The organism is Streptomyces sp. NRRL WC-3742, assembly GCF_000720635.1.
In the GTDB taxonomy this organism is placed as follows: domain Bacteria; phylum Actinomycetota; class Actinomycetes; order Streptomycetales; family Streptomycetaceae; genus Kitasatospora.
In genome coordinates this window covers 1-16,392 of the sequence record NZ_JOCF01000038.1, presented here as the reverse complement: position 1 = coordinate 16,392, position 16,392 = coordinate 1, and the positions used below count along the sequence as shown (strand labels likewise).

Below are 16,392 nucleotides of genomic sequence, written 5' to 3'. Positions count from 1 at the left end.
AGGGAATGTCACCGGCCGGGGGGAAAGGCGGGGTCGAGCAGCTGCACACTCTAGATCAGCGGATGCGGGGCCCACAGGGGTTCACCATTGTTCAGGGCGCTGATGCCGGTGCGCTGTTCCGCCGAGTCCAGTCGGGGGTGGTTCCAGCCGAACTGCGTGCGCTCGTCCATCCGCAGCGGCTGGAGGCCGACCGGGACGACCTTGACCGCCGCCCAGCCCATCCGGCGCAGGGCGGCGGGCAGCCGGTGCGAGAGGTCGACGGCGAGCGGGTCCGCCCCCTGCTCCCGCAGAGCGCTCACCAGGTGTGCGACCGTGACGGGCTCGCCGGAGGGCTCGGGACCGACGGGCTGCGGGTCGCCGAAGCCCGCGCACCACAGCGCGGCCGCGTCGGCGCCGGGCGCGTCGGCGAAGTAGCGGGCGCGTTCGACGTCCTCGGTGACGACGGACGGGGTGGGCCCGTCCTGCGGGGCCCGGCGGGTGAGCCGCAGGACGGTCCGGATCTGGAGCGCCTCCTGGAGCGCCCCGGCCAGCGTCCGGCCCCAGTCGGTGGAGGCGTTGCACCCCACGGCCGCGAGCGGACGGCCGTCGCAGCTGTCCAGCACGATCCCCACCGCGCAGACCACGCCCGGCACACCGGTCGGAATCCGGGCGAGCACCGGCTCCACCCCGCTGTCACGGGCCAGGTCCAGGGCGGTCCGCAGCCGGCGCCAGGCGGGGGTGGCCGGGGCGTCGCGCAGGCTCGCGTCGAGGTCCACCCGGGGCAGGGCGAGGCGCCGGGCCCAGGCGACCATCACCGCGTCCCGCTCGATCACCTCCAGCAGGGCGGAGCGCAGCGCCATGTCGAGGCCGTCGCCGGAAGCCGCGCCGGACGGGGACGGGTCGAAGCCGGCCGCCTCCGGGCCGGCCACCGGGTAGTCGACCAGGCCGGCCGGCACCAGGACCTCCGTGTCGTCGGCGAGGCGGCGGGCAGGACAGCGGCCGAGGACCGTGGCGTCGGCACTGCCGAGGGCGATCGGAGGTGCGGCGAAGTCGAGGTGCTCGGCGTCCGCGGCCGCGCTCCAGACCTCCCGGTCGGCGGGCGAGGGGCGCAGCGCGAACCGCTCGACGGCCTCGCCGGCGGCCCGGACCACCACGTCGCTGCGGGCCACCCCGCACGCGCCGACCACCTCGGGGGAGATGGTCCGCTCGGCCGAGGAGGACTCGTCCTGCTGCCAGGCGAGTTCCACCAGGCCCTGCCAGAGCGGCTCCTCGGAACCGCGCGGCGGCCGCAGCTCGCTGGCCCGCGCGAGGCCGGCCTCCGGGGCCAGGGTCAGGGTGAAGTCGATCATGCTGCGGGGGCCCCTTCCAGGACGTCGGTGTAGAGCTCGGTCAGTTCGGCGGTGCGGAAGGCCCCGAGCATCGGCAGACCCGCTCCCCAGACCCGGGCGGCGCGGGCGGCCAGCACGGCCGGGTCCTGACCGTCCGTCCGGCAGGCCGGGACGCCCCAGCGCCGGGCCAGTTCGGCGATTCCGGCCGGCGGGTCCTCCGGCAGGTCCGGGATGCCCGTACGGACGGCCTGCCAGGCGGTCCGCAGCCGGCCGGCGTCGCCGAGACGGGTGTCCCCGGCCAGGACGCGGGCCCAGACGGCGGGCAGCACGAGGACGGTGGCGGACATCTTGCGGGCGCCGGTCGCGAGGGACAGCTCGTTGGCCAGGTACCAGACCTTGCCGACGAACGGGTCGCGGCCCAGCATCGACCAGCCGAGCACCGTCTGCGCGCTGAGCAGGGCGAGTTCGGTGCGCAGTTCCGGCGGCGCGGCGGCGGGCGCGAGGCCCTGTCCGGGGGCGGCCTCGTGGCCGGCTCCGGCGAGCCGGACGAGCAGCGAGCACGCCTCGGCGTCGCCCGCCCGCGGGACGTGCGGGCCCGGTTCGGGGAGGTAGGTGTTCAGCAGCCGGCACAGCGCCTCCAGGACGCCCTCCAGCAGCAGCCCGGTGGGCAGGGTCGCGGTGGCCTGCGGGTCGAGGACCGCGAGGTCGGCGGCCAGCGGTTCGGCCATGACGAGCTTGCGGGCGCCGTCGACCAGGACGGTCGCCGCGGAGCTGACCTCGGCGGCGGTCCCGACCGTGGTCGGCACGGCCACCAGCTCCGGGCCGCCCTCGTGCGGGGCCGTGGCGGCGGGGGCGCCGGCCAGGGCGACCAGGCCGGGGCGGGGGCCGCCGTGCCGGATGCGGCGGGCGGCCTGGCCGTCGGTGCTCAGCAGCCGGGCCAGGGCCGCGGCGTCCAGGACGCTGCCGCCGCCGACGGCGACCAGCCGGGTCGATCCCCTGACGGTGTCGGCGAGTTCCTCGACCGCGTCCAGGGTGAGGGCCCGCGGGTCGAGCGTGACCGTCCGCAGCCGGCCGCCCGAGGCCACCCGGGCGGCCTCGGCCAGCGGGCCGGTCACGGCCTCGGGCAGGTCGCGGTCGGTCATCAGGACGGTGTCCGCCGACGGGCCCTGGGCCAGCGTCCGGACGCCCGACTCCGCCCCCAGGTGCAGGCGGGTGCGGCGCTGCCACATCGCCATGGGGGGCAGGGTCGCGGTGTTCACCGGTGGTTCCCGACCTCTCGCGCGGCGGTCGCCAGCCCGGTGCGCAGGGCACGCTCGAGGTCGTCCAGGTCCGCGTCGCTGCTGGTCAGCGGCGGGATCAGCTGGATGCAGCCGGGGCCCGGGTAGACCAGCGCGCCCTCCAGGCGGATCAGCGAGATGGTCCGCTGGATCTGTGCCGCGTCCAGCGGGAGGCCGTCGGCGTCGGTCAGCCGGAGCGAGCGGAAGCAGCCCGTGCCGGTGACGCCGGCGGCGCCGGGCAGGGTGTCGAGTAGCGTGCGGAGGATCGTGTCGAGCCTGTCCGCCGTACGGGCGCCCGCGGCGAGGGCGTCCAGCCGGGTGAACTCGTCCAGGGTCGCCGAGATCGCCGCACAGGTGCTGGGCGAGCCGGCCTGGGTCTCGCCGTGCACCAGGATCGCGTCCTTCTCCTCGAAGGCGGCCGCCACCCGGTGGGAGACCAGGACGGCCGAGGCCGCGCAGGTGCCGTTGGTCAGGCCCTTGGAGGTCAGCAGCAGGTCCGGCGCGTCCGCCCAGAGGCCGGAGGCGAACAGCGGGCCGGTCCGGCCGAAGCCGGTGGCGACCTCGTCGGCGACGAGCAGGAAGCCGTACTCCGCGCGGAGCTTGAGCAGCGCCTCGATCATCTCCGGAGCCACCACGTGGGTCCCGGAGCCGAGGACCGGCTCGCACACGACGGCGGCGACCCGGTGGCCCTCGCGCTCCATCAGGCGGACCAGCTCGTCCGGACGCTCGGGGCTGACGTGCCGGACCTGCCGGACGTCGACGCCGTACATCTGCTGCCCGAGGTCCTCGCCGCTCACCGCGAACGCCCCGTACGTCAGGCCGTGGTAGCTGCCCTTGAAGCCGACCACCAGGGTGCGCCGGGTGTCGCCGTTCAGCACGGCGTACTGGCGGGCGAGCTTCATGACCAGGTCGTTGCCGGAGCCGCCCGAGGTCGAGTAGAGCACCCGGCGGTAGGTGTCGGCGCCGGCCGCGGCCACCAGGCGGGCGGCGGCGTCGACGGCGTAGCGGTGGCCGAAGCGGAACAGGCTCAGGTACGAAGCCTCGGTGAGGGCCTCGCCGATGGCGGCGGCGATGGCCGCGTTGCCGTAGCCGAGGTTGACGTTCCACAGGCCGCTGGTCGCGTCCATCACCTCGTGGCCGTCGGCGAACCGCAGGCGGCTGCCCGCGGCACTGGCCAACTGCCGGTCGGGGCGGTCGAACTGGCTCGGCGGGACGAGCATCTCCCACAGCGGGTACGGGCGGTCCGCGCGGTCGGCCATCAGATGCTCCTCGCGATGATCAGGGAGTGGACGGAGCCGTCCTCGGTGGCGGCGGCCCGGACGGGACGGGTGGTTTCGGCCTCGAAGCCGGCGTCGGCGAGTTCCGCGGCCAGTTCGTCGGCGGTGGGGAGGTGGACCACGGAGGTCAGCAGGACCGGCGGCCGGCCGGCGGCCGTCCTCAGCACGGTGACGTAGCGGCGGGAGCGGTCGGCGACCAGGTGGGAGATCACCGTGCACTGCGCGTCGCCGAGTTCGGACGTGCGGACGGTCTCCGCGGGCTCGGCGCCCAGGGCCCGGGTACCGGCGCCGGACTCCTCGGGGAGGTGGACCGTGAGGACGAACGGCGCGCCGGGGGCCAGGTGGCGGCGGACCGAGCGGAAGACCTCGGGCCGCAGGGCCGGGTCGAGCAGGCCGACGGTGGTGGTGCCCAGCAGGGCGCCGGCGAAGACCTTGCCCAGGGCGAGGTCGCGCATGTCGGCCTCGACCACGGTCAGCCGCTCGGCCAGCCGGGCGCCCTGCGGGGCCAGCAGTCGGCCACTCAGCACGTCGAGCAGCGAACGGGAGTTGTCGATGCCGGTCACCCGGTGTCCGGCGGCGAGCAGCGGGATCGTCAACCTGCCGGAGCCGCAGGCGAGTTCGAGCAGCGGGCCGCGCAGGCCGCGGAAGGCGGCGAGCAGGTCGGGGATCTCGACCGTGTCGGCGGCGGAGAGCGCGTGGTAGACCGGGCCGCCGTGGTCGCTGTACATGTCGGCGACGATCAGGTCGGGGCCGAGTTCGGCCGCCAGTCGGCGGGCGGTGCCGGGCAGGTCGGCGAGTGCGTCGGTGCCGGGCTCGTCGACAGCGGGTGCGGGGGTCGGTGCGAGGGCGGTGGTCACGCGGCACCGCCCGTCGGGAGGCCCAGCCGCTCGGTCACCGCGGTGTGCAGCTGCCGGACCGCCTCGGGCAGGAGACCGAGCGCCTGCGCGGCGAGCTGCTCCGCCTCCTCCGGGGCCACCGCGTTGTACGCGTCGAAGACGACCGCGGCCTCGCGGTTCACCCGGAACATCCTCAGCTCGGCCCCGAGCAGCAGGTGCGGCCGGCCGTCGACGGCGACCGCCAGCGGCGCGTCCACGTCCTCGACCGGGCCGGCGGGCAGCCCGTCGCAGAACCGGACGCCGAAGCCGGAGACCTGGACGCTGCCCGGGCGTCGGCTGTTCAGCCGCCGGACGGCGTCCAGCGCCCGGACGTAGCGGGCCAGCCAGGGACGCTCGGCGTGGGCCTCGGCGAGCAGGCCCGGGGTGAGGACGCCGTCCAGCGCCGCCACGGCCTCCGGCGCCTCGGCCCCGGCCGGGGCGCCCGGCCCGGTCCGCAGGGTGCCGTCCACGTCCAGGTGCAGCCGGGACACGCCGCCGAGCACCTCGGATGCCGCCAGCGCGGTCAGGTCGGCCAGCTGGACCGACGGGTGGGCCAGCTGCTCGGGGAAGACGCCCTCGGCGACGGCCCGGTCGGCGTCGGCGAGGAAGGCGGCGAGGTCCTCGTCACCGGTGATCCGCACGACGGTCGGGCCGGCCACGGTGAGGAAGCCGATCGAGGAGTAGTCGAAGACCTGGATGTAGATCTCGTCGGCCAGGACGATCTCGTCACCGCTGTACCGGAAGCTGCCGTCGGTGGGGATCACGGTCGCCGGGGTGGCGTCGGCGAGGCCGGCGGCGGTGTCCCGGTCGGCGAAGATCCAGGTGTCCTCGGTGACGAGACCCGAGCCGAGCAGGGGGCCCAGGTCGGCGCCGGGCTCGGCGACGATCTCCAGCGCGGTGTCGCGCGGCCCCGGGTAGCAGCCGGAGACCCAGCGCTGCAGCCGCAGGGCGGCTTCGGACATGAGCTCCGGGGTCGGCCCGGCGTCGAGCATGGTCATGGGAGTCTCCAGTGGTTCCAGGTACGTCGTGGGGCGGCGGTGCCGCGGTGGTTCGGTGCGTCGGGCTCAGTGCGTCACGCGTGGCTCGGGGTGTCGCACGCGGTTCGGGGTGTCGCGCGCGGTTCGGGGCGAGCGGTTCAGAACAGCTGCGACCAGGCCGGCGCGAGGAAGGTGCCGACCAGCCAGGACCCGAGCGGGACATCGTCCAGGTGCACGGAGGTCAGGCCGTCGGAGCGCGCGGGCGGGCCGTCCGTGCAGAGCGGCACCACCGTGCGGGAGATCTGTGCGTCGACGCCGATCACCACCGGCGAGCCGGCCGACGCGGAGACCGGACGGCTGACGGCGCCGCCGCAGACGACGGCCTCCCCCGTCCCGGGGTGCAGCACCATGCCCGATGCCTGCAGGCTCACCCGGTGTCCGGCCAGCCGGTCGGCGCCGGTGTCGGCAGGCAGCACCATCACCGGGCCCTGCGGGGTGGAGGCGTACACCGAGGTCACGGTGCGCGGGACGGTGACCCCGTACAGCACCGCCGCGACCAGGGCCGCCAGGGCGAGCGCCCCGGCCGAGCGCCGGAGCGGACCCGCGCCGTGCTCGCCCGCCAGCCGGAACCAGCGGACCGCCTTGCGCAGCCCGAGGAAGCCGGCCAAGCCCACCACCGCGAGGACGAGCACGCTGCCGACCGGGCCGAGCACCACCAGGGCGAACGCCTGGTAGTTGAGGAACGCCGAGGTGACCAGGGCGGGCGCGGTGACGGCGCAGGCCGCGCCGAACAGCACCCGGCGCAGGCTCGGACGCCTGTCGAGCCGACCGCCGAACACCGCCACGGCGGCGGCCCGTCCGGCGTCCTCCATGGACTGGGAGCGCAGGTTGGGCCGGTCGAGCCAGCCGATCAGGGCCAGGTAGCCGTCGAACTTCACGAACGGGCACAGGTTGACGGCGCCCATCAGCAGGTTGGAGACCACCAGCGCCGCGGCGAGCTGCCGTGCGCCGCCGTGCGGCAGCAGCGGGGCGATCGCCCCGGACAGCCCGGCGGTGGCCAGGTGGACCCGGATGCCGGCCAGCGCCACCAGCAGCCGCTCCCTGCGGGGCAGCCGCCATGCCTCGCTGACGTCGCAGAACATCGCGGGGCTGCCGTACATCAGCATCACGCCCAGCCGGTGGACCCGGCCGCCACCGCGCACCAGCGAGAGGCCGTGGCCGAGCTCGTGGACGAAGGTGGTCGTGACCATCGCGACCAGTAGGGCCACCAGGACGGGCAGGCTCGCGGGCCGGTCGAGTTCGTGGAGCGCGCCGGCACCGGCCAGCGCGAAGTGGGCGAGACCGCCGACGGTCACCGCGGCGCCCAGGGCCGCGCCGGCCCGGGAGGCCAGCGCGCGCCCGACCGGGGCGCAGGCCGCGAGCAGGCGGGCCGGGTTGAGGATGGTCAGTTCCAGGATGCCCGGCGGTCGGTAGCCCCAGCGGCGGGGCGCCTTCGGCTCGGGCAGGCGGGCCGCGTCGGCGATGGTGGTGGTCAGCTCCAGCTCCGCGAACCTGGCCAGTGCCCGGTCCACCACGGCCGGATCGGCGACCCCGAGGTCCGCGGCCAGGGAGGCCCGGGTGTGGGTGCCGTCCAGGGAGCGGAGCAGATCGGCGGCGCTGGGCGCCATCCGCAGCTGGCGGCCGTTCACCCGGTCCACCACGATCACCCGGCGGCCGTCGCTGTCGGGGACGAAGTCGAGGCCGGGACGCATGACCAGGTGGAATGCGTCGCCGCCGCGGATCTCGTCGTGGTCGGGGATCTCGTCGTGCGCACGGCCGGTCACCGTGGCCGTGGCCTGTACCGCGCTCACTGTTCCTCCGGAAGTCTTGGGGATCTGCTCAGACGTGGGGCGGGGCGGCGACCGCCCGGGTTTCTCACCCTGCGGTCACCGCCCCGTGCCGATCAGGTGATCGCGATGCCGATGCCGATGCCGGCGCCGACGGCACCAGCGAAGGCGCCACCGAGGGCCACGCCGTCCCAGAAGCCCGGAGCCTGCAGCTCCTCCAGCTCCTCGACGACCAGCTCGGACTCGCTCTGGATCAGTTCCAGCGTCATGAGGTATCCTTCCTTTGATCGTTCTTTGCGCTTCCTGTTCGAGTCGTCTCTAGCTGCCAGGCTTGCGACTCTTTCAGGGGGCGCTTTTTTCTTGCCTGTTCGGTCAGTGGCCGGATCAGGTGATCGCGATGCCGATGCCGATGCCGGCGCCGACGGCACCAGCGAAGGTGCCACCGAGGGCCACGCCGTCCCAGAAGCCCGGGGCCTGAAGCTCCTCGAGCTCCTCGACCTCGACCAGCTCCACCACGTCGATGTTGTTCTGCATTGTTTTCACCTCCTCGCCTGCACTCGAACTCCCGCCAGAAGCAGGACAGTTGACCGGATCAGGTGATCGCGATGCCGATGGCCAGGCCACCGCCGACCACACCGGCACCGACAGCGAAGCCCGCCGCCGTGTCCCAGAAGCCCGGGGCCTGAAGCTCCTCGAGCTCCTCGACCTCGACCAGCTCCACCACGTCGATGTTGTTCTGCATTGTTTTCACCTCCTCTCCCGCACTCCAACTCCCGCCAGAGGCAGGACAGTTGACCGGATCAGGTGAGAACGATGCCACCGGCGATGATGGTCGTGCCCACCGCGGTCCACTCGGGCCAGCCCCAGCCCGGGGCCTCCAGCGCCTCGAGCTCCTCGACCACGAGGGCGAGGTCCACGGCGCCGACAGGGTTCAGCTCAGTCATGTGCTGTTCCTCGGTTTCTGTAGGAGGTCGGATCAGGTGATCGCGATGCCGATGGCCAGGCCACCGCCGACCACACCGGCACCGACCGCGAAGCCCGCCGCCGTGTCCCAGAAGCCCGGAGCCTGAAGCTCCTCCAGCTCCTCGACCTCAACCAGCTCCATCACGTTCATGTCGTTACGCATGCTGGTCACCACCTTTCAGTGTTCTTCTCCACCGCCCGCCACGGATGTGGCAGGCGCTCTCCCCCCGCCGTACGGCGGGGAAGTCTCTTGGGGCCGGCCTCAGCCGGCCACGTCCTGCGCGGCCAGGCGCCGGGCGCCGACGTACAGGGCCGCTCCCGCCCAGGCGGCGTAGAGCAGGAAGCCCGCTGCCATCGGCACGTGGTCCACTCCGGGGTCCAGGGCGATCGCCGCGATGGCGCCGCCGGGCAGGTACCTGCCGACCTCCGGGAGGAACTTCACCAGGGCGCCCTCCAGCAGGATGGTGTAGATCACCAGACCGGCCACGGAGGCGACCTGATTGCGCACCAGCGCCCCGATCCCCACGCCGAAGACGGCGGCGAACGGCCCGAGCAGACAGGTGCCCCAGATCGTCCCGAAGAGGTCGCCGTGCCAGAGGTCGACGTCCACGCCCTTCGATCCCAGCATCGGCACCCCGATGGCGAGGACGGTCAGCTGTCCGACGATCGTGTACACCAGTCCCAGGACCGAGGCGACCACGGCCTTCGCCAGCAGCCACGTTCCGCGGCCCGGCAGCAGGGTGATCGAGTCACCGGCGGTGCGGTGGCGGTACTCGGTCGTGACGAGCAGCGCGCCGAGCACGGCGGCGAGCAGCGCGGAACTGAACCCGTTGCTCAGCGCCTGGTGCAGGCCCTCGGGGGTGCCGGCGTCGATCCCGCCGGGCTTGCCGACGGTGCTGACCGCACCCAGCGTGGACATCGCGGGCATGCCCATCGCGCCCAGCAGCAGCCCCCACCAGGTCCGGGTCGTACGGACCCGCACCCACTCGGCCGCCGTCGCACGCTTCAGCGTGGCGCCGTCGACCGCCATCGATCCGATGGCCACTGCAGCGCTCATGCTGCCGCTCCCGTTCCGACCAGCTGACGGTACAGCTGCTCCAGACTTCCGTCGGTTGACTCCTCGGCCGCGTCGCCGTGCGTGCCCTGCCAGACCACCCGGCCCTGGAGGAACACCACGTCGTCGACCAACTGATCGAGTTCGCCCAGCAGATGACTGCTGACCAGCACCGTGGCGCCGTCGTCGGCGGCCCGGCGCAGCCGCTCGCGCAGCCAGAGGATGCCGTCCGGGTCCAGGCCGTTGGTGGGCTCGTCCAGGACGAGCACCTCGGGCGAGCCCAGCAGGGCCCGTGCCAGGCCCAGGCGCTGGCGCATGCCCAGCGAGTAGCCACGGGTGCGGCGGCCGGCCGCGTCCTGGAGGCCGACGTCCCGCAGGACGTCGTCGATCCCGCTGCGGTCGAGTCCGAGTGCGGCGGCCTGGATCTCCAGGTGCGCCCGCCCGGTCCGGCCGGGGTGGAACGCCGAGTCCAGCAGGTGGCCGACGGTCCCGGGCCGAAGCTGCCGGTGCGGGAGGCCCCCGATGGTGGCCGTGCCGCTGCCGGGCTCGGCCAGCCCGAGCAGGATGCGCATCGCGGTGGTCTTGCCCGCGCCGTTGCGTCCGACGAAACCGGTGACCCGGCCGGCCCGCGCGGTGAACGACACCTCGTCCAGCGCCCGGCGGCCCCCGAACTCCTTGGTGACCGCGTCGAAGACGATGTCGAGCCCCGGGCCGGTCATCGCTTCCCCCTCATCATGGTCCCCACCGCGATGGCCCCGACGAAAACCAGCCCGAGAAACGCGTAACCGATTCCCTTGGATTCGGATTCCGACCGGATCAGCAAGCCTCCGCAGGCCGCCATGACCACGAGAATTCCCGCAGCCGCCACTGAAAACTTCGTCCGCATCGTCCGCATGTTTCTTTCCTTGAATTCGCTGTTTCCCAGGGCTTTTGCCGCGCGGGCCCAGCACGGGCCGGGACTAGTCCCAGGCGGCCGTGTGCGCCGTGGCCGCTCCCGCCTTGACGACCGGCAGCGGGCCGATGATCGGGCAGGTCGGACGGGTCGGCAGCACCGGGGCGGCCAGAGAGACGGAGCTGTCGCCGATGGCGGCGGTGACCCCGAGCGGACAGTTGATGCCCGCCTGATTCGTGGTCACGGCCTGCGCCGAACCGGCGCTCCCCAGCACCAGGCCGCTGACCGCGAAAGACCCCGCGAGTGCGATCCCGGAAATCTGGCCGATCATTCGCCGCTTCATCTTTTCCCCCGACCGAGCCACTTTCACTCCCGTTGCCTTTGCGTTTCCGCTTGCTGCTGACAACGAGAAATATGCCAGCCGGCGAGGGCCGCTTCCAGGGAGTTCGGGTGCAGCATCTTGCAGAGTTGCGCTGCAGCACGATGCAACAAGTGACGGGCACGGTCCGGGGAACCGAAGCGGGCGCGCGGGCGTCCCGGGAGGGCGGCGGCCCCTGGGGACGGGACCGCCGCCGATCGATCGTCTACAGCAGCGCGTAGACGGCGGAGGCGTCGTCGTACGCCTTGCCGCGCGGCCAGCGTTCGCACCGGTCGTCGGCGCGTTCCACGGCACGGACCTGGGCGATCAGTTCGGCCGGGCCGGCCTCGGCCAGCAGGCGCAGGGCGTCGGCCCAGCTGCCCAGGCCGAAGCGCTCGGTGTAGCGCGAGGCGCCGTCCGTCAGGGCGGCCAGGGCGCGCAGCCCGTCGAGCCGGACGAAGCCCGTCTCGGCGTGGCCGGCCGCGCGGGGGCTGGCGGCGGCGATCCAGGGGCCGTCCCCGCGGTTGCGGGCGGCGCGGACGGCCAGCGCGTACTCCAGGTGCAGCGCGGCCCGTTCGGCGGAGCCGGGGACGGTGGACCAGACCTGGCGGCGCAGCTCCTCGCCGTCCGGGAAGCGCTGGTTGTCCCCGATCACCCTGGGCGGGCCGTCGGTGAACTCCAGCACCAGCAGGGAGTCGCCGAGCACCAGGTACTCCAGCGACTCCCCGTGCCGCCGGGCGGCGACCACCGTCGCGGCGGGGGTGTTGGGGTGGCCGAGGTCGCAGCGGCCGCCGTGCAGCGCGGCCGTCTCCACGATGGCGTCGGCCAGGCACTCGGCGATCGAGCGGTCGGCGCGGTCGGTGAGCCGGGCGAGCAGGTGCACCCCGAGTCTGCGCACGTACCAGGCCGTCCCGTGCCGACAGCCGGACTCCATCCCGGCCGGTGAACTGGAGCCGTCCAGCAGGACCAGGGCTTCCGGTGAGGCCGCCGCGAAGTCCTCGCTCTCCCGGTCGGGCCGCTGTGCTTCACCCGCGAGCTGTAGCTGCATCCCGACAGTGTGGACGCCGCCCCCGGCCCGCGCCCAGACCCGTGCGCCGGTGTGGCGCGGATCGGGGGCGGTGTCCGGTGGCAGCGGGGGCGAATCGGCCATAGCGTCGGATACCGGCTGGACGTTTCGGCCAATTCGGGCCTGCCGGGTTTGGGTTCACCTTCGGGTGCCCGTGCGGCCCTGGACTGACGAGGAGCGGATCATGTTCTGGCAGTTCATCGTGGTGCTCGCCGCCTCGCTCGGGTTTCCCGCCGCCGCGCTGCTCTTCCTGATCGGCGGGCCGCGCTTCCCGGACGAGAAGTCCTCCTAGCCAGCGGCCTTCCAGAGCGGGTCGCGGCCGAGCAGGGCGAGGGAACGGGCGAAGCGGCCGCCGCCTTCGCCCGGTTCCAGGCCGGGGCCGAAGGCCAGGCCGGGTGCCCGGGCCTCCGGGGTGTCCGGGACGGCCTCGGTGACCTTGAGCAGCGTGCCGACCAGGGCGTCGTCGGCCTCCACCGTCGCGACCAGGGCGTCCGCCGTGCCGAGGGCGGCGGCGACGTCCCAGCCGTGGACCAGGGTGTCGAGCAGGTGGAAGCCCACGGCCTGGGTGATCGGGAAGGGGCCTCCGTCGCGGATCTCGGGCAGCCAGAGCGCCCGCTCGGCGGCGGCCGCCTCCCGGAAGGCGTCGGTGAGTTCGGCGCCGGTGCGGCGGAACTCGGCGGCCACGTCCGGCCCGACGGGGGCGTCCGCGAACAGCGCGAGGTCCGGCCCGGCGCCGCGGGCGGCCGCGGCGAAGCCCTGCTGCTGGCCGAGGACGTGCTCCAGCAGCTTGCGCAGCGTCCAGCCGGCACAGGGGGAGGGCAGGTCGAGGTGCTCCGGCCGTACGGTGTCGACCACCTCGGCGGCCAGGTCCAGCGAGCGCGCGTGCAGCTCGACGAGCTTCGCGGCCACGTGCTTCATGTCGTAGGGCGTCATGCGGTGGTGACCTCCTGGTCGGCGGGCGGTTCGGCAGGCGCCGTGTCGGCGGGTGTGTCGGCGGGCGTGTCGGCGGAGATGAATCCGATCACCTGATCAACGATCGTCGGTTCCGTGACGATCCTTCGGTGGCCCAGCCCCTGAGTGACGATCAGGTCGAGCCGGTCACCGTACGCGCGGTGCAGCCGGTGCGCCTGGCCGAGCGGGACGACCCGGTCGTCCTCGTCGTGCACCACCAGGACGGGCAGGCCGACGGCCTCCGCCTGCAGGGCCGCGTCGTAGCGCTCCCAGGCACCCGCGTCCCCCGCGAACAGCGACTCCTCGATCCGGAGGCGCAGTTGGCGCTCCACGGCGGCGTTCAGCTCGAGCCCGGCGCAGAACGCCGCCGGGAAGAACCCGACCGAGGACACCCCGGACACGGCGGCCAGCCGGCCCGCCCGCAGGCCGTCCGCCAGGGCGCCGAAGGCGGCGCAGACACCCAGGGAGTGCGCGAGGACGGCCTCGAACGGGCCGTACCTGTCCTGGAGTTGGAGCGCGAGGTGGCGGTACTCCAGCACGCTGGTGGCCCGCCCGCCCGAGTCGCCGTGGCCCGGGGCGTCGAACGCGAGGACGCTCAGGCCGAGTTCGCGCAGCCGGGGCACGTACGGCGCGAAGCGGGAGGCCCGGGAGCGCCAGCCGTGCAGCATCAGGACGGGCCGCTCGCCGTCACCCCAGCGGTAGCCGACCACCGACGTGCCGTTCACCCGCAGCGCTTCGACGGCGGCGCTGCGGTGGATCTCCAGCTCGGTGCCGCGGACCCGGCTGCGGCGCAGCGGGCGGCGGAACAGTTCGAAGGCGGCCCGCCCGGCCGGGCCGGGGGCGAGGGCGGCGGTGCCGTTCAGTGCGGTGCGGATCAGTGCGTGGGCGGGGTCCATCGGGTCTCCCTGTCGCTCGTTCCTGCGGGCGAGATGCTAGCACGACCGTTCGTACAGTTTCATGGACGCGCGCCCTGGGGAGCAACTGTGCCCACGCACTACCCTGGGCAGGCAGCACGGCGACCCACGGCGACCAGAACGGGGCGGACGATGGCCGAACCGACCACCGACAGGCGACTCCTGCGCGGCGAGGAGACCCGCCGGGCCGTCCTGCGCCGTGCCGTCGAGATCGCCTCCGTCGAGGGCCTCGAAGCCCTCTCCATCGGGCGGCTCGCCACCGACCTCGGGCTCAGCAAGAGCGGCGTCTTCGCCGGCTTCGGCTCCAAGGAGGAACTGCAGCTCGCCACCGTCCGCGCCGCCCGGCGGATCTTCGCCGACGCCGTCGTCGCCCCCGTCGCCGACACCCCGCCCGGCCTCGTCCACGCCCGCGCCCTCTGCGAGAGCTGGCTCGCCTACTCCCGGGCCCGGATCTTCCCCGGCGGCTGCTTCTTCTACGAGGTCACCGCCGAGTTCGACGCCCGCCCCGGCGCCATCCGCGACGCCCTCGCCACCTGTGCCCGCGAGTGGCACGAGACCGTGACCGCCGCCCTCGCCGAGGCCCGCGCCACCGGGGGCCTGCGGCCCGACACCGACCTCGGGGACCTCGCCTTCGCCCTCGTCTCCGTGCTGGAGACGGCCAACTCCCAGGCCGTACTGCACGAGGAGGACACCCCGTACCAGCGGGCCGAACGCCTCCTGCTGCGCCTGCTGCGCGCCGAAGCGACCGACCCCGCCGATCCGGCGCTCGCCTAACCTTCCGCCAACACCCGCTCCAGCTCGGCCGCTTGAGCCATCAGCAGCTCGTCCCGCCCCCGCGCGCCGACCACCTGGAGGCCCAGCGGCAGCCCGGCCGCCGTCCGCCCGGCCGGCAGGCTCAGGGCGGGCAGGCCCAGGTAGCTCCACGGCAGCGACATCACCCCGTCCCCCGTGCTGTGCAGGCCCTCCGGCGCCCCGCCGGTCGCGGACGGGGCCAGCCACAGGTCCACCCCCGCCTCGGCCGTCCGCGCCGCCACCCGCTCGCGCAGCCGCTCCCTGGCCTGCAGCGCCGCCGTACGGTCCTCGGCCGCGACGCCCTGGCCGACGCGGATGCCCGCCACCGTCTCCGGCCGGTACAGGCCCCCGAACCGGGCGAACCAGTCGGCGTGGCTGCGAGCCATCTCGAAACGGTTGATCACCTGCAACTGCCGTGCGACCTCCGCGAAGTCGGGGAACAGCGGCACCCGGCGCACCACCAGCCCGGCCGCCTCCAGCCCGGCCAGCCACCCCTCGAAGGCCCGCAGCGCCTCCGGTTCGGCCCGCTCCAGGTACGGCCCCTCCGGCACCCCGAGCACGGGCTTCCCCGCCGCCACGGGGCCTGCCGGCCAGTCGTCGCAGACCAGCGAGGCCGCCAGGGCCGCGCCGGCCAGGTCGGAGGTGAACACGCCCAGGGTGTCGAAGCTCGGCGCGTTCGGGATCACGCCCGCGAACGGGATCCGCCCGTACGTCGGCCGGAAGCCCACCACCCCGCAGTACGCGGCCGGGCGGATCACCGAGCCGACGGTCTGCGTGCCCACGGCCAGCGGCACCAGCCCCGCCGCGACCGCGGCCGCCGAACCGCTGCTGGAGCCGCCGGGGGTGTGGCCGGGGTGGTGCGGATTGCGCGTCGGGCCCGGGGCGGTCCCGGCGAACTCGGCGGTGGTCGTCTTGCCCGCGACCAGCGCCCCGGCCGCCAGCAGCCGGTCCACCACCACGGCCTGCGGCCCGGCCAGCACCCCCGGCGGCAGCGCCGACCCGGCGTGCGTCGGCAGGCCGTCCACGTGCACGATGTCCTTGATCCCCACCGCCACCCCGTGCAGCGGCCCCCGCCCGGCCGCCTCCCGCACCTGCGCGTGCAGCCGCTCCGCCCGCCCGGGCTCGGGCACGAACGCGTGGATCAGCGGGTCCACCCGCTCCAGCCGCGCCAGGAAGGCGTCGACGTACTCCCGGGGCGAGGGCCGCGCGGCAGCCCCACCCATCTCATCGACCTCAGCGATCTCAGCGATCAACGACCGTGGCCCGACCAGGGATTCGTCCATTCCGGACACGGTAGTGCCGCGCTACCGGTGCTCGTCCGCCAGGTACGGCGCCTCGCGCAGGAAGTACGCCCCGCAGGTGTGGCAGCACAGCTCCGCGGTCTTCCCCCAGTCCACCGCCTCCCGCACCCGCGCGTCCGCCGCCAGCTCCCGCCCGCACATCGCCACGCTCTCCTCCCCCCGGACCACGTGCCACAGCCGCACCCCGCCCGCCACCCCGTTGCCGCCGTACTCGGCTCGCATCTGGTGCTTCATGCCCCTCATCGTCCGTCCACCCCCGACCCCCGGCAACCGCGCGACCACCGGATCAGGACGCGGCCCGCAGGAGGGCGTTGTCCTGCCACTTGAGGATCTTGTCGAAGCTCACGATGGCGCCGCGCAGGGGGTGGTTGCGGAGTTGGACGTGGTCGGTGAGGGCGTGGATGAGGAAGAGGCCGCGGCCGGACTCGGCGGTGAGGTCGGGGAAGGTGTCGAGGTCGACGGGGCGCAGCGTGGGGGTGGTGGGGCGGTGCGGGAGGACGTGGGTGTCGTAGGGGTGGCCGTCGCGGCGGGGGCGGTGGCCGGTGAGCACGCGGGCGGGCAC

Annotated in this window: 20 protein-coding genes and 1 pseudogene; 1 reads left to right on the top strand and 20 read right to left on the bottom strand. The window is 74.3% G+C overall.

What is annotated here, in order from left to right; all coding sequences use genetic code 11:
• Positions 1 to 50 precede the first annotated feature (50 nt).
• From IH61_RS0121625 to IH61_RS0121530, 17 genes are all read right to left on the bottom strand, one after another.
• Positions 51 to 1,328: a YcaO-like family protein gene (locus tag IH61_RS0121625; RefSeq protein ID WP_031072263.1), complete on the bottom strand. Its 1,278-nt coding sequence runs from the start codon at positions 1,326 to 1,328 to the stop codon at positions 51 to 53.
• Positions 1,325 to 2,566 carry an iron-containing alcohol dehydrogenase gene (locus IH61_RS0121620; RefSeq protein ID WP_051837637.1) on the bottom strand — a complete coding sequence of 414 codons (1,242 nt, stop codon included), beginning with the start codon at positions 2,564 to 2,566 and terminating at the stop codon, positions 1,325 to 1,327. The genes IH61_RS0121625 and IH61_RS0121620 overlap by 4 nt, the downstream gene beginning before the upstream one ends.
• Positions 2,563 to 3,843, bottom strand: coding sequence for a daptide-type RiPP biosynthesis aminotransferase (mpaD, locus tag IH61_RS0121615; protein ID WP_078911291.1), 1,281 nt, complete (start codon positions 3,841 to 3,843; stop codon positions 2,563 to 2,565). The genes IH61_RS0121620 and mpaD overlap by 4 nt, the downstream gene beginning before the upstream one ends.
• Positions 3,843 to 4,718, bottom strand: coding sequence for a daptide-type RiPP biosynthesis methyltransferase (mpaM, locus tag IH61_RS49620; RefSeq protein WP_051837635.1), 876 nt, complete (start codon positions 4,716 to 4,718; stop codon positions 3,843 to 3,845). The genes mpaD and mpaM overlap by 1 nt, the downstream gene beginning before the upstream one ends.
• The gene (gene mpaB / locus IH61_RS43085; protein WP_051837632.1) at positions 4,715 to 5,734 is read right to left on the bottom strand and encodes a daptide biosynthesis RiPP recognition protein; all 1,020 of its coding nucleotides are present in this window, start codon (positions 5,732 to 5,734) and stop codon (positions 4,715 to 4,717) included. Before mpaB ends, mpaM begins: the two co-directional genes overlap by 4 nt.
• 137 nt (positions 5,735 to 5,871) lie before the next feature.
• Positions 5,872 to 7,563, bottom strand: a complete 1,692-nt coding sequence (locus tag IH61_RS43080) for a M50 family metallopeptidase (protein ID WP_051837630.1) — start codon at positions 7,561 to 7,563, stop codon at positions 5,872 to 5,874.
• 92 nt (positions 7,564 to 7,655) lie between these two features.
• Positions 7,656 to 7,808: a hypothetical protein gene (locus IH61_RS47075; protein ID WP_158845151.1), complete on the bottom strand. Its 153-nt coding sequence runs from the start codon at positions 7,806 to 7,808 to the stop codon at positions 7,656 to 7,658.
• Positions 7,809 to 7,923: 115 nt separating this feature from the next.
• A complete protein-coding gene (locus IH61_RS47800; protein ID WP_199823360.1) occupies positions 7,924 to 8,073 on the bottom strand; it encodes a hypothetical protein in 150 nt (49 codons plus the stop codon).
• Between the two features lie 58 nt (positions 8,074 to 8,131).
• Complete coding sequence (locus IH61_RS47795; RefSeq protein WP_199823359.1) at positions 8,132 to 8,281, bottom strand: daptide-type RiPP; 150 nt, start codon at positions 8,279 to 8,281, stop codon at positions 8,132 to 8,134.
• Between the two features lie 58 nt (positions 8,282 to 8,339).
• Positions 8,340 to 8,483, bottom strand: coding sequence for a daptide-type RiPP (locus tag IH61_RS47070; protein WP_158845148.1), 144 nt, complete (start codon positions 8,481 to 8,483; stop codon positions 8,340 to 8,342).
• Positions 8,484 to 8,515: 32 nt separating this feature from the next.
• The gene (locus IH61_RS47065; protein WP_158845145.1) at positions 8,516 to 8,665 is read right to left on the bottom strand and encodes a daptide-type RiPP; all 150 of its coding nucleotides are present in this window, start codon (positions 8,663 to 8,665) and stop codon (positions 8,516 to 8,518) included.
• Positions 8,666 to 8,764: 99 nt separating this feature from the next.
• Positions 8,765 to 9,559 carry an ABC transporter permease gene (locus IH61_RS0121570; protein ID WP_158845142.1) on the bottom strand — a complete coding sequence of 265 codons (795 nt, stop codon included), beginning with the start codon at positions 9,557 to 9,559 and terminating at the stop codon, positions 8,765 to 8,767.
• Positions 9,556 to 10,275, bottom strand: a complete 720-nt coding sequence (locus IH61_RS0121560) for an ABC transporter ATP-binding protein (protein WP_051837625.1) — start codon at positions 10,273 to 10,275, stop codon at positions 9,556 to 9,558. The genes IH61_RS0121570 and IH61_RS0121560 overlap by 4 nt, the downstream gene beginning before the upstream one ends.
• 240 nt (positions 10,276 to 10,515) lie before the next feature.
• On the bottom strand, positions 10,516 to 10,779 hold the full coding sequence (locus IH61_RS0121550; RefSeq protein ID WP_031072247.1) for a hypothetical protein: 264 nt from the start codon (positions 10,777 to 10,779) through the stop codon (positions 10,516 to 10,518).
• Between the two features lie 253 nt (positions 10,780 to 11,032).
• Complete coding sequence (locus tag IH61_RS0121545; protein WP_031072245.1) at positions 11,033 to 11,854, bottom strand: protein phosphatase 2C domain-containing protein; 822 nt, start codon at positions 11,852 to 11,854, stop codon at positions 11,033 to 11,035.
• Positions 11,855 to 12,160: 306 nt separating this feature from the next.
• Entirely contained in the window at positions 12,161 to 12,805 is a 645-nt protein-coding gene (locus IH61_RS41190; RefSeq protein WP_051837621.1) for a TIGR03086 family metal-binding protein, read from the bottom strand.
• Positions 12,802 to 13,719: an alpha/beta hydrolase gene (locus IH61_RS0121530; RefSeq protein WP_063763240.1), complete on the bottom strand. Its 918-nt coding sequence runs from the start codon at positions 13,717 to 13,719 to the stop codon at positions 12,802 to 12,804. Before IH61_RS0121530 ends, IH61_RS41190 begins: the two co-directional genes overlap by 4 nt.
• 150 nt (positions 13,720 to 13,869) lie before the next feature.
• Between IH61_RS0121530 and IH61_RS0121525 the strand changes: the two genes are divergently transcribed.
• Entirely contained in the window at positions 13,870 to 14,511 is a 642-nt protein-coding gene (locus IH61_RS0121525) for a TetR/AcrR family transcriptional regulator (protein WP_031072237.1), read from the top strand.
• On the opposite strand, the gene IH61_RS0121520 is transcribed toward IH61_RS0121525, so the two are convergent.
• The 3 genes and pseudogenes from IH61_RS0121520 to IH61_RS48670 form a co-directional block, all read right to left on the bottom strand.
• On the bottom strand, positions 14,508 to 15,752 hold the full coding sequence (locus IH61_RS0121520) for an amidase (protein WP_051837619.1): 1,245 nt from the start codon (positions 15,750 to 15,752) through the stop codon (positions 14,508 to 14,510). The two genes, IH61_RS0121525 and IH61_RS0121520, sit on opposite strands and share 4 nt — an antisense overlap.
• A gap of 81 nt (positions 15,753 to 15,833) precedes the next feature.
• Positions 15,834 to 16,064 (bottom strand): hypothetical protein, encoded by a 231-nt coding sequence (locus tag IH61_RS0121515; RefSeq protein ID WP_031072233.1) that lies wholly within the window; start codon positions 16,062 to 16,064, stop codon positions 15,834 to 15,836.
• A 52-nt stretch (positions 16,065 to 16,116) separates the two neighbouring features.
• Positions 16,117 to 16,392, bottom strand: a pseudogene (locus tag IH61_RS48670) (ATP-binding protein); the annotation flags it as partial.